13 protein-coding genes are annotated in these 14,674 nt (G+C 65.4%); 9 read left to right on the forward strand and 4 right to left on the reverse strand.

From position 1 onward, the window contains the following. The first annotated feature begins 21 nt into the window (after positions 1 to 21). The 6 genes from CAG41_RS11280 to CAG41_RS11305 all read left to right on the forward strand — a co-directional run bounded on the left by CAG41_RS11280 (position 22) and on the right by CAG41_RS11305 (position 9,255). Positions 22 to 2,892: an aminotransferase class III-fold pyridoxal phosphate-dependent enzyme gene (locus CAG41_RS11280; protein WP_085707007.1), complete on the forward strand. Its 2,871-nt coding sequence runs from the start codon at positions 22 to 24 to the stop codon at positions 2,890 to 2,892. Positions 2,893 to 2,901: 9 nt separating this feature from the next. Then, complete coding sequence (locus CAG41_RS11285) at positions 2,902 to 3,639, forward strand: 3-oxoacyl-ACP reductase family protein (protein ID WP_085633632.1); 738 nt, start codon at positions 2,902 to 2,904, stop codon at positions 3,637 to 3,639. Then, positions 3,636 to 4,400 (forward strand): SDR family NAD(P)-dependent oxidoreductase, encoded by a 765-nt coding sequence (locus CAG41_RS11290; protein WP_085638313.1) that lies wholly within the window; start codon positions 3,636 to 3,638, stop codon positions 4,398 to 4,400. The genes CAG41_RS11285 and CAG41_RS11290 overlap by 4 nt, the downstream gene beginning before the upstream one ends. Positions 4,401 to 4,402: 2 nt before the next feature. After that, the gene (locus tag CAG41_RS11295; RefSeq protein WP_085578339.1) at positions 4,403 to 5,701 is read left to right on the forward strand and encodes a DUF1302 family protein; all 1,299 of its coding nucleotides are present in this window, start codon (positions 4,403 to 4,405) and stop codon (positions 5,699 to 5,701) included. A gap of 68 nt (positions 5,702 to 5,769) precedes the next feature. Then, positions 5,770 to 6,603, forward strand: a complete 834-nt coding sequence (locus CAG41_RS11300; RefSeq protein ID WP_085578341.1) for an outer membrane lipoprotein-sorting protein — start codon at positions 5,770 to 5,772, stop codon at positions 6,601 to 6,603. A gap of 36 nt (positions 6,604 to 6,639) precedes the next feature. Beyond that, complete coding sequence (locus CAG41_RS11305; RefSeq protein ID WP_085707072.1) at positions 6,640 to 9,255, forward strand: RND family transporter; 2,616 nt, start codon at positions 6,640 to 6,642, stop codon at positions 9,253 to 9,255. Between the two features lie 69 nt (positions 9,256 to 9,324). Here CAG41_RS11305 and CAG41_RS11310 read toward each other — a convergent pair whose 3' ends face one another. The 3 genes from CAG41_RS11310 to CAG41_RS11320 form a co-directional block, all read right to left on the reverse strand. Beyond that, the gene (locus CAG41_RS11310; RefSeq protein ID WP_085578343.1) at positions 9,325 to 9,735 is read right to left on the reverse strand and encodes a MerR family transcriptional regulator; all 411 of its coding nucleotides are present in this window, start codon (positions 9,733 to 9,735) and stop codon (positions 9,325 to 9,327) included. 209 nt (positions 9,736 to 9,944) lie between these two features. After that, positions 9,945 to 10,526: an NAD(P)H-dependent oxidoreductase gene (locus tag CAG41_RS11315; protein ID WP_170929982.1), complete on the reverse strand. Its 582-nt coding sequence runs from the start codon at positions 10,524 to 10,526 to the stop codon at positions 9,945 to 9,947. Between the two features lie 52 nt (positions 10,527 to 10,578). Further along, complete coding sequence (locus CAG41_RS11320) at positions 10,579 to 11,469, reverse strand: LysR family transcriptional regulator (protein ID WP_085633628.1); 891 nt, start codon at positions 11,467 to 11,469, stop codon at positions 10,579 to 10,581. A 272-nt stretch (positions 11,470 to 11,741) separates the two neighbouring features. Between CAG41_RS11320 and CAG41_RS11325 the strand changes: the two genes are divergently transcribed. Beyond that, entirely contained in the window at positions 11,742 to 12,506 is a 765-nt protein-coding gene (locus CAG41_RS11325; protein ID WP_085633626.1) for a sulfite exporter TauE/SafE family protein, read from the forward strand. Here CAG41_RS11325 and CAG41_RS11330 read toward each other — a convergent pair. Further along, on the reverse strand, positions 12,496 to 12,810 hold the full coding sequence (locus CAG41_RS11330) for a putative quinol monooxygenase (protein WP_085578349.1): 315 nt from the start codon (positions 12,808 to 12,810) through the stop codon (positions 12,496 to 12,498). The two genes, CAG41_RS11325 and CAG41_RS11330, sit on opposite strands and share 11 nt — an antisense overlap. 198 nt (positions 12,811 to 13,008) lie before the next feature. On the opposite strand from CAG41_RS11330, the gene CAG41_RS11335 reads away from it, so the two are divergent. Together CAG41_RS11335 and CAG41_RS11340 are read left to right on the forward strand one after the other, a co-directional pair. After that, positions 13,009 to 13,599, forward strand: coding sequence for an NAD(P)H-dependent oxidoreductase (locus tag CAG41_RS11335; RefSeq protein ID WP_085578351.1), 591 nt, complete (start codon positions 13,009 to 13,011; stop codon positions 13,597 to 13,599). Positions 13,600 to 13,659: 60 nt separating this feature from the next. Beyond that, a complete protein-coding gene (locus CAG41_RS11340) occupies positions 13,660 to 14,571 on the forward strand; it encodes a LysR family transcriptional regulator (protein WP_085633624.1) in 912 nt (303 codons plus the stop codon). Positions 14,572 to 14,674: the final 103 nt, after the last annotated feature.

Here is a 14,674-nt window from a genome sequence, read left to right on the forward strand (position 1 = left end):
TACCCAAGGGATATGACTGTCATGGATTACCGCGATTACGTACGTCCGAAATTCGTTGAACTGATGCAGGCCCTGGGCCTGGAGTGCCAGTTTCACCGGGCATTGGGCAGCAAGCTGTTCTACCGCGACCCGCAAGGCGCGGAAGTCACCGTCACCGATTTCCTCGGCGGCTACGGCGCCGCGCTGTACGGCCACAACGATCCGCAATTCGTCGATCAGCTCTGCGGCCTGTTGCGCGCCGACGTGCCGTTCAACGCACAGATGTCCGTGCGCGGCGCGGCGGGGCAGTTGGGCCGTGAGTTGAGCGAGGCGTTCAACCGCGAACTGAACAACACCGAGCGCTACATTTCGACCTTCTCCAACAGCGGCGCCGAGTCGGTGGAGATCGCGGTCAAGCACGCCGAGTACCGTCGCCAGAAAAACCTGCAGAAGGCGTTCGACGAGCGCGACTTCGCCCTGGCCGAACTGACCGCCAGCGACAAGGCCTATGTGGAGCTTGAGGTCGATGACCTGGACCTGCCGCCAGGCCTGCTGCCGGCCCACCTGACCACCGTGACCGTGCGTCAGGTGGTGGAGGCGGTGCGTCAGCACAACCTGGCGCAACTGCACGTCGAGCCGGTGTTCCTGGCCGTGCGCGGCAGTTTCCACGGCAAACTGGTGAACACCGTCCAGCTGACCTACGGCAAGCAGTACCGCAAGCCGTTCGCCCGGTTCGGCCTGAACGTGGAGTTCATCGATCCGCATCAGCCGCAGCAGCTTCAGGAACTGCCGGCCCGCCATCAGCGCCACTGGCTGAACCTTGAGTGGAGCGGCGAGACCTTGCAGGTGCGCCGCGACGCGTTCAGCGCGATCACTGCCGTGCTGCTGGAGCCGATCCAGGGCGAGGGCGGGATCAACGAGTTCGCCGGTGCGTTCTACCTGGGCCTGCGCAAACTGTGCAACGAGCAGCAGTGCCCGCTGATCATCGACGAAGTGCAGTCCGGTTTCGGCCGCACCGGCACCTTGCTCGGCGCCAGCCACTTCAACCTGCAGGGCGACTACTACTGCCTGTCGAAGGCCCTGGGCGGCGGCCTGATGAAAATCGCCGCGACCGTGATCCGCGCCAGCCACTACGAAGTCGATTTCAGCTACATCCACAGTTCGACCTTCGCCGAGGACGATGTCTCCTGCCACATCGCCCTGTCTGCCCTGCGCCGTCTGTTCGAGAACGACAGCGCGATGCTCAAGGACGTGGAGCGCAAGGGCGAATACCTCAAGTCTTCGCTGCTGGAGCTCAAGGCGGCGTACCCGGACGTGATCGCCGATGTGCGCGGGCGCGGCCTGCTGCTGGGCTTCGAGCTGCATGACCTGACCGGCAGCAGTTCGCTGGTGCAGGCCTCGGCGCAGTACAACGACGCGCTGGGCTACATCATCGCCGGCTACCTGCTGCAGTTCGAATCGCTGCGCGTGGCGCCGTCGGGCAGCAACGCCAACGTGATCCGCCTGGAGCCGCCGGTGTGCATCACCTTCGAGGAGATCGACGGCCTGATCGGTTCGTTGCAGAAGGTCTGCGACATGCTGCGCCGCCGCGACGCCTTCCCGCTGGCCGCCGGCGTGCTGGCCGGCACCGTCCCCGGCGTGCCGGCCCGGGACACCAGCTTCAAGGGGGACGAAAGCCTCCCAAAGCCTGACGCGAACGTCCGCGTGGTCGCGCGCGTGGCGTTCATCAACCACCTGATCGACGCCGACATGCTCAGCGATGTCGACCCGTCGCTGGCCACCCTCAGCCCCGAGCAGAAGCGCGAGTTCATCAAGCGCATGGCCCCCGAGCGCCGCGCGGCGCCCATCGGCCCGGTGCAGATCCGTTCGAAGCTCGGCACGGCGGTGGAGTTCACCCTGTACCCGCTGTGCATGCACTCCGACGCCATGGCGGAGTACATCGCCAACGGCGACCTGGAGACCATCCGCGACGAAATCGGCAACCGCATCCGCGATGCCCGCGCCGACGGCTACAGCGTGGCCGGGCTGGGCATGTACACCTCGATCGTCACCAACAACTGCCAGGCGCTGAAGATTCCCGACATGGCGCTGACCTCCGGCAACGCGCTGACCATCGGCATGGGCCTGGAAGCCATCGAGCAGGGCTGCAAACAGCAGGGCCTGGAACTGGCCCGGCAGACCGCGGCGGTGGTCGGCGCCGCCGGCAACATCGCCTCGACCTATGCCTCGCTGCTGTCCGCCGGCGTCGAGCACCTGATCCTGATCGGCAGTGGCCGCGACGGCTCCCTGCGCCGCCTGGAGAAGACCGCGCAGCAGATCTACGCCGACGCCGCCCGGGCGATCCTCAAGGGTGTCGCCGCCGATGACCGCCTCGCCAGCCGCCTGCAAGGGCTCGACGGCATGGACGCCTTGCTGCAGGCCCACGGCGCCGGCGCCGACCTCGGTCAGCGCGTGGCGAAACTGGTCGAAGAACGTCTGGGCGCGAACGCGTTCATCACCGTCAGCAACGATCTGGAAGTGCTCAAGCAAGCGCGCATCGTGCTGTGCGCGGCGAACGCTCCGCAGCCGTTCCTCGACGCCCGGCATTTCGCCGAAAGCAGCGTGATCTGCGACATCGCCGTGCCGCTGAACGTGGACCAGAACCTCTCCAGCGAGCGTGCCGACGTGCTTTACATGCACGGCGGGATCGTGCAGACGCCGATGGGCGACGGGCTGGCGCCGAACGTGCGGGCCTACCTCAAGCAGGGGCAGCTGTATGCGTGCATGGCCGAATCGGTGTTGATGGGCCTGTCCGGAATGAAGCAGCACTACTCCTACGGCGACATCAGCCGCGAGCAGGTGCAGCAGATCCGTGCGCTGGCCGCGACCCACGGTTTCAGCCTCGCCCAATTCAAAACCGCCAACTCGCTTTAAGGAACGGTCATGCCGAACAAAACAGCAGTGGTGACCGGCGGCAGCCGCGGCATCGGCCGGGCGATCGTCCTGGCCCTGGCCGGCGCGGGTTATCAGGTCGCGTTCAGTTACGTACGTGACGAAACGGCGGCGATGGAGCTGCGCGGGCAGCTCCAGGCCCAGGGCGTCGAGTGCCTGGCGCTGCAATGCGATGTCGCCAGCGCCGACAGCATCCGCGCCTTCTTCGAGCGGGTCGAGGCGCATTTCCAGCGCATCGACCTGTTGGTGAACAACGCCGGCATCACCCGCGACGGCCTGCTGGCGACGATGCCGGTCAAGGACATCGTCGAGGTGATCCAGACCAACCTCGTCGGCACCCTGCTGTGCTGTCAACAGGTGGTGCCGGGCATGATGCGCCAGCGCGGCGGCTGCATCGTCAACATCGGTTCGGTGGCGGCGCAGAAGCCCGGCAAGGGCCAGAGCAACTACGCCGCCGCCAAGGGCGGGGTCGAAGCGCTGACCCGCGCCCTGGCGGTGGAGCTGTCGCCGCGCAACATCCGGGTGAACGCGGTGGCGCCGGGCATCGTCAAGACCGAAATGAGCACCGCGCTGATCGGCAGCCAAGAGGAGGAAATCCAGTCGCGGCTGCTGATCAAGCGTTACGCCGAACCTGAGGAGATCGCCGAGGCGGTGCTGTACCTCGCCGAGCGCGGCCTCTATTTGACCGGGGAGGTCCTGCCGGTCAACGGCGGGCTGAAGATGCCATGAACCGCACCATCCTGATCACCGGTGCCGCCAAGGGCATCGGCCGTGCCGTGGCCGAGGCCTTTGCCGCCGACGCCGGCAACCGTCTGATCCTGCTGGATCTGGATCTGCCGCAGTTGCAAGGCTGGCTCGATGCGCAGCCGCAGCGGATCCGGGCACAGGTCGAGACCCACCGGGCGGACATCGCCGACCTGCCGGCCATGGAAACGCTGTTCAAGGCCCTCGGCAAACAGGTCGCGCAGGTCGATGTGCTGGTCAACAGCGCGGGCATCTGCAACGAGAACGAACCCGATGACCTGCTCAACTGGCACCGGGTGATTTCGGTCAACCTCAACGGCACGTTCTACGTCACGTCGTTGTGCCTGCCGCTGATGCCCGACGGCGGCCGGATCATCAACATGTCGTCGATCCTCGGCCGCGCCGGCAAGGTGCGCAACACCGCGTACTGTGCCTCCAAGCACGGCATCGTCGGCATGACCAAGGCGCTGGCGCTGGATCTGGCGTCGCGCCGGATCACGGTCAACGCGATCCTGCCGGCGTGGATCGACACGCCGATGCTGCAGGGCGAGCTGGCGACGCAGGCGGCGATGGCCGGGCTGACCCAGGAGCAGATCCTGCGCAACGCGAAGAAGAAACTGCCGATGCGCCGTTTCATCGAGAGCGAAGAGGTGGCGGCCATGGTGAGCTACCTGGCGAGCCCGCAGGCGGGGGGCGTGACGGCCCAGAGCCTGGTGATCGACGGCGGCGTCGGGTTGGGAATGTAGCGATGCCCAGACTTCACATCAGCCGGGCCGCCTGGGCCGCCGTGGCCTGCCTGAACGCGGGGCCGGCGCTGGCCGGCCTCACGGCGCAGGACCTGCAGCCGGACTACGCCGACGCCGAGGTCGGCGTGGCCACCGCCGTGCGGTTGCACGGCGATGACCGGGTCACCCAGAAGGCCGTGTATTTCAAGGCCAACCTGGAGGACAACTGGGACGGCGGCTACTACAAGGCCAAGGGCCGCGTGCGCTATGACGCCCGCTACGACGGCAGCAACCCCTACGGCGAGCGGGCGCGGGACAAGTACCGCTTCGACGCCGACTGGCGGCACCTGTACGTCGGCCATTCGTTGGGCGACGGCGAGGTGACCGTCGGCTGGCAGCAGGTGGTCTGGGGCCGTGCCGATGAACTGCGGGTGCTCGACCAGATCAACCCGCTGGACTACCGCGACGGCCTGACGCCGCTGCTGGAGGACAGCCGCATCGCTGTGCCGATGGTGCGTTTCGCCCAGCCGGTGGGCGAGTGGGAACTGGAGGCGCTGTGGATCACCGGTTTCGAAAAGAACCGGCCGCCGGTGGCCGGCAGCGAGTTCGACGCGCCGCTGTTCGCCGTGCCGGACCCGCAGTATTTCCTGGTCGACTCCAAGCCCGGCTATGACGGTGACCAAGGCTTTTCCTACGGCCTGAGCGCCAACGGCCGGATCGGTGCGGTGGACACCAGTTTCGTCGCCCTCAACGCGCGCCAGCAGGATCCGGTGTACGCCGTCGAAGGCCTGGCCGAGGACGGCCGCACGCGTCTGGAACGGCGGTTCCCGCGCTACACCATGGGCGGTGCGGGGCTGGCGATCGATGCCGGCCACAGCATCGTGGTGCGCAGCGAAATCGCCTGGTTCGACCGCTGGCGGGTCACCAACCCGACCCGCGGCTACGGCGCCGACAGCACGCCGATGGTCAAGTCGCTGCTGGGCGTCGACTACCTGTTGCGCGACTGGCTGATCTCCGCGCAGTGGCAGCGTCAGCAATTGGTCGACTGGCAGGCCGGCATGGTGCAGGACAAGCTCGACCACCTGTTCACCCTGTCGGCCGAAGGCACCCACTGGCAGGACCGCCTCAAGAGCCGGCTGGTGGTCGCCGCGTCGCCACCGTTCCACGACGATGCGCTGCTGCAGGGCATCTTCACCTACAAGCCGGTGGACTGGATCAAGCTCGGGCTGGAAGTCGACGTGTTCTTCGGCAAGCCGGACCGCTCGTTCGGCGAGTACAGCGACCGCGATCAGGTGCGGCTGTCCGCCGGTTATCTGTTTTGACCCCATGACGCCTGCGTGCCCCGGCGTACAGGCCTGAAACGACTCAAACAACGAAAAGGGAAGCTCACATGTTGCCGTTACTGAAAACCATGACCGCCGCCGCGCTGATCCTCGGTGCCGCCTGCGCGAACGCCGCCGGCCAGAACGCCGACGACATCATCCAGAAGGTGCGCGACCGCAACGACGGCACCAGCTTCATGTCCCAGGTCTCGCTGATCCTGCACGACAAGAAGGGCAACACCCGGGTGCGGGAGTTCACCTACCTGCAGAAGGATTACCCGGACAGCGACAAATTCAGCATGTACTTCTCCGCGCCCACCGACGTGCGCGACGTGGCGTTCCACATCGAGAACCCCCACGAACCCCTGGGCCTGGAGGACAGCCAGTGGATGTACCTGCCGGTCAGCCGCCAGACCCGGCGCATCTCCACCACCGACAAGCGCGGCTCGTTCATGGGCAGCGAGTACTCCTATGCCGACCTGGACAAGATTCGGGTCAAGGACTACTCGCAGGTGCTGGTCGGCGAAGAGCAGGTCAAGGGCCGCGACTGCTACGTGATCGAGCGCGAACCGGCCTCCCCGGAGGTGCTGGCCAAGACCGGCTACAACAAGCTCAAGGTGTGGATCGACAAGGGCAACTTCCTGGTCATGCGCCAGGACTTCTTCGACATCAAGGGCGTGCTGATCAAGCAGATGCGCACCCAGAAGGTCGAGACCATCGATTCGATCGACAGCATCGTGCTGAGCGAGACCGAGCACTTCATCGACGGCACCCGTTCGGAAATGCGCTTCAACCAGCTGCAGTACAACGTGCCGCTGGAAGACCGCCTGTTCACCCAGACCGCCATCAAGCGCGGCCTGAAGACCGGCGACCTGCCCGAGTTCGCCGTGTCCGCCCGCTAACCGGGCGCCGCCCCGAAGACCCTGGAACGCATGATCATGGAAAGATACCTGAACTTCGTCGAGCGCCATGCGCGGGCGATCGTTTTCCTGCTGGTGGCGATCACCGCGTATTTCACCTATACGCTGGGTGCGCTGGTGTCCGACACCAACCCTTACCTGCTCAAGGACACCCACCCGGCGCGCAAGACCATCATCGACCTGCAAGGTGAGTTCACCGGCACGTTCGACTCGGTGATGGTGGCGCTGAACAACCCGCAGACGGTGTTCAACAAGGACACCCTCAACGCGCTGTTCTCGCTGTCGCAGTCGGTGCGCAAGATGATCCTGGCCAACGACGCCGACAAGGAACAGCTGGCGCAGATCGTCGCCGGCCATCCCGACGACAGCCGCGCGCAACTGCTGACCCGAGACATTCTGGAGGACGGCTTTTCCCAGAACGACTACGCCCAGGCCAAGGCCCTTCGCGACCATGCCCAGAGCGAGGGCTGGGATCCCCACGACCAGCTGTTCCTGACCTTCCTGGCCGAGCGGATCAACCCGATCCGCGAAATGGCGTCCATGGGTGACCTGGAGAACATCGTCCTGACCGACGGCGGCGAGCTACTGATCCACAAGACGCTCAACGCCTATGACATGGATCCGGCGCTGGTCGAATCGCAGATCATGGGCAACGAGCTGATGGTCGACGGGGTGGTGTCCAAGGACAAGAAAGTCGCGATGCTGGTGGCCGAGCTCGGCACCAAGCAGGACGACGCCCAGGCCCAGCTGCGCGCCTACCAGATCGTGCGCGGCCTGGTCGCGCAGTACCAGGCCGAGCACCCGGCGTACAAGGACGAGATCTTCATCGCCGGGATGCCGATCTTCATCGCGGCCCAGCAGGAAATCATCGACCACGACCTGGCGGTGCTGTTCCCGATCGTGTTCCTGCTGATCACGCTGCTGCTGATCTTCTTCTTCCGCAAACCGCTGGGCGTGCTGCTGCCGCTGTTCAACATCCTGTTCTGCACCATCTGGACGCTGGGGCTGATGGCCCTGTGGCGGGTGCCGTTCGACCTGCTCACCAGCGTGTTGCCGGTGTTCCTGTTCACCATCTGCTGCTCGGACGCGATCCACGTCATGGCCGAGTACTACGAGCAGAAGAACGCGGGCAAGAGCAACCGCGAGGCCAACCGCCGCACGCAGCGGCTGATGGTGGTGCCGGTGGTGCTGACGACCGTGACGACCATCGCCACGTTCCTGATCTCCACCACCAACAACATCGTCAGCATCCGCAACTTCGGGGTGTTCATGTCCATCGGCCTGACGGCGGCGCTGATCATTTCGCTGCTGCTGATTCCGGCCTGGATCTCGATCTGGGGCAAGGACCCGACGGCGCAGGCCAAGGTGGCGGTGCACAAGGAATCGGTCATCTCGCGCTATCTGGTGGCGTTCTGCGCGTGGATGATCCGCTTCCGCAAACCGATCCTGGTGGTGCTCGTGCCGTTGCTGGCGCTGGCGACGGTGTTCACGTTCCGCGTCGACATCGAAGACTCCGGCATCGCCTACTTCAAGCCGGACAGCCACATCCGCATCTCCGACCAGTTCATCAACCACGCCAAGGTGGCGGGCACCGCGCCGGGCTGGATCGCCATCGACAGCAAGGAACCCCGTGGCGTGCTGACCACCGAGACGGTGCAGTTCATCGACCGGCTCGACCGCTTCATCAAGCAGCAGCCGAACGTGAGCTACGGCTATTCGCTGGCCACCTACGTCAAGCGCATGAACCTGGTGCTCAACGACATGGACCCCGCGTACCTGCGGGTGCCGGAGGCGGTCGAGAAGGTGTCCTCGGTCAACGACGACGGGCAGGTCGAGCAGTTCGAGGTGACGGGCAACTCACTGATCGAGCAGCACGTGATGCTGTTCGAGAACGGCGGTGGCTCGGACCTGAACAACGTGCTCAACGCCGACTTCTCCAAGGCGTTGACCCTGTACACCATGACCTCGTCCGTGGCCAGCGACTACCAGGGCATGCTGGACCGCCTCGACGCCTGGCTGCTGGTGAACAAGCCGGCCAACCTGGAAGTGACCCACGCCGGCACGCCGCTGATCTGGACCGGCGTGCTGCAGGAGATCACCCAGGGGCAGGTGCTGAGCTTTTCCCTGGCGCTGGTGGTGGTCACGCTGATGATGATGTACTGGCTCAAGTCCGTGCGTCTGGGCCTGCTCGGCATGCTCACGCTGCTGACCACGTCGGTGACGGTCTACGGCTTCATGTTCCTGTTCCACATCGAGCTGAACATCGGCACGACGCTGGTGACGTTCCTGGTGGTCGGCGTGGTCGACTACGCGGTGCACCTGCTGTCGCGGATCAAGCTGCTGGTGCAGGAGGGCGTCGAAGTCGATGCGGCGATTCTGCAGGCGATGCACAGCGTCGGCCGTTCGACGGTGATCAACGTGGTGATCTTCTCCGTCGGCTTCATGGCCCTGCTGTTCTCCGACTTCAAGCCGATCGTCGACCTGGGGGCGCTGGTAGCCATGGCGCTGTTCTCCAGCGGGGTCATGACCATCGTGCTGGTGACGCTGGTGTCGCCGTTGTTCTTCGGGGCGGTCGTTCCGCTGGCGCAGGTGGCCGACACACACTCTGCCGGTGGGGAACCGGCCATGAACTGATTCGGCGAAAACCGCTTCCACCGGCCCTGGTACGGCCTGCGGGAGCGGTCACCCGGTGCAGCAGGACATTCAGTTCAGTGTGTTGCCGGAGTTTTTTTCGCCTTGGCGGGCGATGCGCTCGAACTGACACTCTTGGCGCGCATCGCTGAGGTTGTTCTCAAAGGCTTCCAGGCCATCGTGCAACTGCCGCAATTCGCCGATCCGGGCCACCAGATCGGCTTTTTTTTCGGCGATCGCCTGCTGCGCCATGTCCCAGGGGAACACGTCGCCGCGGTAGCTGTTGAGGATCACCTGAAGTTCCTTGAGCTTGAAGCCCAATTGCTGGGCGCACTTGATGAACGTCAGCACCTCGACGCTCTCCTGGCTGTAGATCCGGTATTTGCCCTCACGCCTGGGCTCCGGCAACAGGCCGATCTCTTCGTAGTGGCGAATGCTTTTGACTGTGGTGCCCGACAGCTGGGCGGCTTTGCCGATATACATAAAGGTCCGTCTCGATGATCAAACAGGGCTGATGCGCGACCAGGCCTCATGCCTGACCGGGGGCGATCATACCGTGGATAACATGGAGAGGTTGCGGCTGCGTGCTTATGACGCGCGCAGCCGACCGACGGCCCCTTGCTGCTAAGAACCGCAAGGGACCGCAGAAGCGCTGACGGCGGTGTGCCGTCAGCGCAATGAAGGGAAATGCCTCAGCTGGCGGCGGCGGTCACGCGCGCCTGCTCCAGCCAGATGTCGCGCTGTTCCGGCTTCGAGCCGAGGATCGGGCCGAACGTCAGGGTCTTGATCGGTTTGATGCCGCAGAACTCCAGGGTGGTCTTGCGCATCTGGTGCAGGCCCGGCATGCGGTAGATCCACTTGTAGTACCAGGGCGGCGTGTCCATGGTCACCAACAGGTGCGCGGTGCGGCCCTTCAGCAGCTTGTCCGGGAAGGCCTTGCCTTTGCGGTACTTGAAGGCGAAGCCGGACAGCAGGATCCGGTCGAGGAAGCCTTTGAACAGCGCCGGGATCCCGCCCCACCAGATCGGGTACACGAAGGTCAGGTGCTCGGCCCAGGTGATGTCGGCCTGGGCCTGGAGCAGATCCGGCTCCAGGGGCTGGGGCTTGTTGTAGCCTTCGTGCAGCACCGGGTCGAAGTCCAGCGTGTCCAGGCGCAGCAGGCGCACGTCGTGGCCGGCCTCCTTGGCGGCCTGGACGTAGGTTTCGGTCAGGGCGCCGCAAAAGCTGTCGGTGGAAGGATGCCCCAGAATCACGAGCATTCGTTTGCGCATCATGTGTACTCCTGAAATGAAGCCCTCAGGATAGAGTCTGCCCCTAACGGTAGAGTCAAGGCGTTCCCGGCGTCAGCGCGGCCAGCAGGGCGCGGGCGTAGGCGGGCAGGTGGGCGAAGTCGCGGGCGCAGAGGTGGAGCTGGCGGTTGGCCCAGTCCTCGGACAGGGTGCGGTGGGCGATCCGTGGTTTTTGCGCGGAGCGCTCCAGCGCCGCCAGCGGCACGATGGCCAGGCCGGCGCCGTGGGCGACCATGCGGATGACGGCGTCGAAACCCTCGGCGCGCATCCGGATCGCCATGCGCTGGCCGATGTGCAGCGCCTGTTCCTCCAGGTGGATCGCCAGTGCGCTGGCGGCGCCCAGGGCCACGTAGTCGTGGCTCAGGGTCTGGGCGAAGGTGAGCGAAGGCCGCTCGGCCAGGGCATGCCCCGGCGGCAGGATCAGCACCAGCGGATCGTCGCGGAAGAAGCGGGTCTGCAAGCCTTCGCGGTCCACCGCATCCGAGACGATCCCCAGGTCCGCCGCCCCCTCGCGCAGGGCGTGGGTGATGCGCGCGCTGGGCAGTTCCTGCAGGTCGATGTCGAGGTTGGGGTGGCGGCCCAGGAAATCCGCCAGGGCTTCGGGCAGGTATTCGGTGATGGCCGTGGTGTTGCACAGCAGGCGGATCCGGCCTTTGACCCCATGGGCGTAGTCGGCCAGGTCCTGCTGCAGGCGTTCGGCCTGCTGCAGCAGGATCCGGGCGTGGTGCGCCAAGGCCTGGCCGGCCGGCGTCGGGGTGACGCCACGGCGGCCGCGCTGCAGCAGATCGGTGCCCAGCGACGCTTCCATGGCGCGGATCCGCGCGCTGGCGGCGGCCAGCGACAGGTGGCTGCGGTCGGCGCCTGCGGTGATGTTGCCGGCGTCGAGGGTGTGCAGGAAGAGGCGCAGGTCGGTGAAGTCGAAGTGCATCGGAGAGTCTCGGGCAGTGTGTCGTTTGCACTGGCCTTATCGCCAGCAGGCTGGCTCCCACAGGGATTGTGGTGTCCCCCGGAACGGTGGGAGCCGGCCTGCTGGCGATGGGGCCTGTGAGGTCGTCCTGTCTACCGCATCCCCCTGTGGGAGCGGGCTTGCCCGCGATGGGGCCAGTGGCCTCAGCATTATTCTCAGCCTCTTGGTTTGCAATAGGCTGCCTCAGTATATGGCAGATTTCCAAAACGTCCGGCCAGGCGCACAGTGGCGCCATGAACGCCTACCTCGATTTCTACCAGAACCTCGGCATTGTCCTGTCTTTGCTGGTTATCGCCACTTTCTTCCTCGCCGGCTCGGTCAAGGGCGTGATCGGCCTCGGCCTGCCCACGGTCGCCATGGGGCTGCTGGGTCTGGCTATGGCGCCGGCGCAGGCAGCGGCGCTGCTGATCGTCCCGGCGACCCTGACCAACCTCTGGCAACTGGCCTTCGGCGGCCACTTGCCTGGGCTTGTGAAGCGCCTGTGGCCGATGCTGCTGTCGATTTTCCTCGGCACCGGCGTCGGCACCCTGTGGCTCGGCATGGCGGGCGGGCATTGGGTCGTGCGCGGGCTCGGCGCGGCGTTGCTGCTGTATGCGCTGTACGGGTTGTGGCTGCCGGCCTTGCGGGTCAATCGTCGGTATGAGCCCTGGCTTGGTCCGGTGTGCGGCGCCGTGACTGGGGTCATCACCTCGGCCACCGGCGTGTTCGTGATCCCGGCGGTGCCTTACCTGCAAGCGTTGGGCTTGAGCCGTGATGAGCTGGTGCAGGCGCTGGGCCTGTCCTTCACCGTGTCGACCCTGGCCCTGGCCGGCGGCCTGCTGTGGCGCGGCGCCCTGGGCGGTGCGGAATTCGGCGCCTCTTGGCTGGCGCTGGTGCCGGCGATGCTCGGCATGGGGTTCGGCCAATGGCTGCGCCGACGGATCAGCGCCACCTTGTTCAAGCGGGTGTTCTTCATCGGTCTGGGCGCGCTCGGCGCCCATCTGCTGGTCAGCGGCTAGCCGACGAGGCGCTGAGCATCTCGATCGGGCGGATGTCGAAATCGCGCTCCAGGTATTCCATGCGCTGCGCCAGGAACTGCTGCATGTGCGGCAGGTTCGAGTGCACGTCCAGGTGCGCCTGGGATTCCCAGATCTCGTAGAAGATGAACAGGGTCGGATCGTGCTTGTCGCGCAGCATGTGGTACTCGATGCAGCCCGGTTCGGCGCGGCTCGGCTCGACGTGGGCGCGGAAGAACGCCTCGAAGGCCTCGGCTTTTTCCGGGCGGGTCTTGGCGTGCAGGATGAAGCCTTGGCGTTCGCTCATCGTTCGGTTCCTCAAGTTGAAGTGGCGGCCAATGCTACGGCACGAATCGTTGGGTGATTCGTGATTTTCATTCAAATGTCATTTGCGCAACCGCTGCTTATTCCGCGCGGGGCGGACCGTTAACCTGCCGCCATTCCTTCACTTCCCTTCTCCATCCGGCGAGTGCGCCGGGCATTGGAATCCATTCGAGGCTGACCCATGAAAAAAGTACTGTTGCTCAACGGCGGCAAAAAATTCGCCCACTCCGACGGCCGCTACAACGCCACCCTGCACGAGGCGGCGCTCGCCGTGCTCGACCGCGGCGGTCTCGACGTCAAGACCACCTTCATCGACGAGGGCTACGACGTGGCCGAAGAGGTGGCCAAGTTCCTCTGGGCCGACGTGATCATCTATCAGATGCCGGGCTGGTGGATGGGCGCGCCGTGGACGGTGAAGAAGTACGTCGACGAAGTGTTCACCGCCGGCCACGGCAGCCTCTACGCCAGCGACGGCCGCACCCGTTCCGACGCCTCGCAGAAGTACGGCAGCGGCGGCCTGATCCACGGCAAGCAGTACATGCTGTCGCTGACCTGGAACGCGCCGCAGCAGGCCTTCGAGGATCCGACCGACTTCTTCGAGGCCAAGGGCGTGGACGCCGTCTACTTCCCGTTCCACAAGGCCAACCAGTTCCTGGGCATGACCGGCCTGCCGACGTTCCTGTGCGTGGACGTGATGAAGCGCCCGAACATCGAGGCCGACGTGGTGCGCTACGAGCAGCACCTGAAAGAGGTGTTTGGCCTCAAGGCTTGAGGCTCGGCTACTATCGCAGGCCTGAGCCTGAGGTGCAGGCCTGCCGATTCGAGGACACCCGTGAAAGCCAGATCCGATGAGTTGCAGATTTTCGTCTGTGTGATCGAGTGCGGTTCGATCTCCGCCGCCGCCGAGCAGGTCGGCCAGACGCCGTCGGCGGTCAGCCGCACCCTGTCGCGGCTGGAGGCCAAGCTCGAAACGACGCTGATCAACCGCACCACCCGGCGTATGGACCTGACCGAAGAGGGCAAGTACTTCTTCGCGCAGGCCAAGCGCATCCTCGACCAGATGGACGAGCTGGAAGAGCGGCTCATTTCCCGCCACCAGACCCCGTCCGGACGGCTGCGGATCAACGCCGCCTCGCCGTTCATGCTGCACGCGGTGGTGCCGTACGTCGACGAGTTCCGCCGTCTCTACCCGGACATCCTGCTGGAGCTCAACAGCAACGACCTGATCATCGACCTGCTGGAGCAAAGCACCGACATCGCCATCCGCATCGGCACCCTGGCCGACTCGACACTGCACGCCCGGTCGCTCGGCTGCAGCCCGCTGCTGATCGTCGCCAGCCCGGCATACCTGGCCGCCCACGGCACCCCCGCCGAAGTGGCCGACCTGAGCCGGCACGTCTTGCTCGGCTTCACCCAGAACGAAGGCCTCAACCAGTGGCCGCTGCGCCACGTGCACGGCGACCGATGGCCGGTCACCCCGGCCATCGGCGCCTCCAGCGGCGAGACCGTGCGTCACCTGGCGTTGGAAGGGCAGGGCATCGCTTGCCTCTCGCACTTCATGACCATCGACGACATCCGCTCCGGGCGCCTCAAGGTGGTGCTGGCGCAATTCAACAGCGGATACCGGCAGCCGATCAACGCCGTGTACTACCGCAACTCGCAGCTGGCGCTGCGGATCCAGTGCTTCCTGGATTTCATCCAGGGCAAGCTGGCGACCTACGCCAATGCGGACTTCAAGGGCTGATCACGCTTGCGCACACAAAACAGACCTGTAGGAGCGAGCCTGCTCGCGATTACGTAGTGTCAGTCGATGCCAATGTCGAATGACAGACCGCAATCGCGAGCAG

The organism is Pseudomonas sp. B35(2017) (assembly GCF_002113645.1).
GTDB classification, from domain to species: Bacteria; Pseudomonadota; Gammaproteobacteria; order Pseudomonadales; family Pseudomonadaceae; genus Aquipseudomonas; species Aquipseudomonas ekonensis.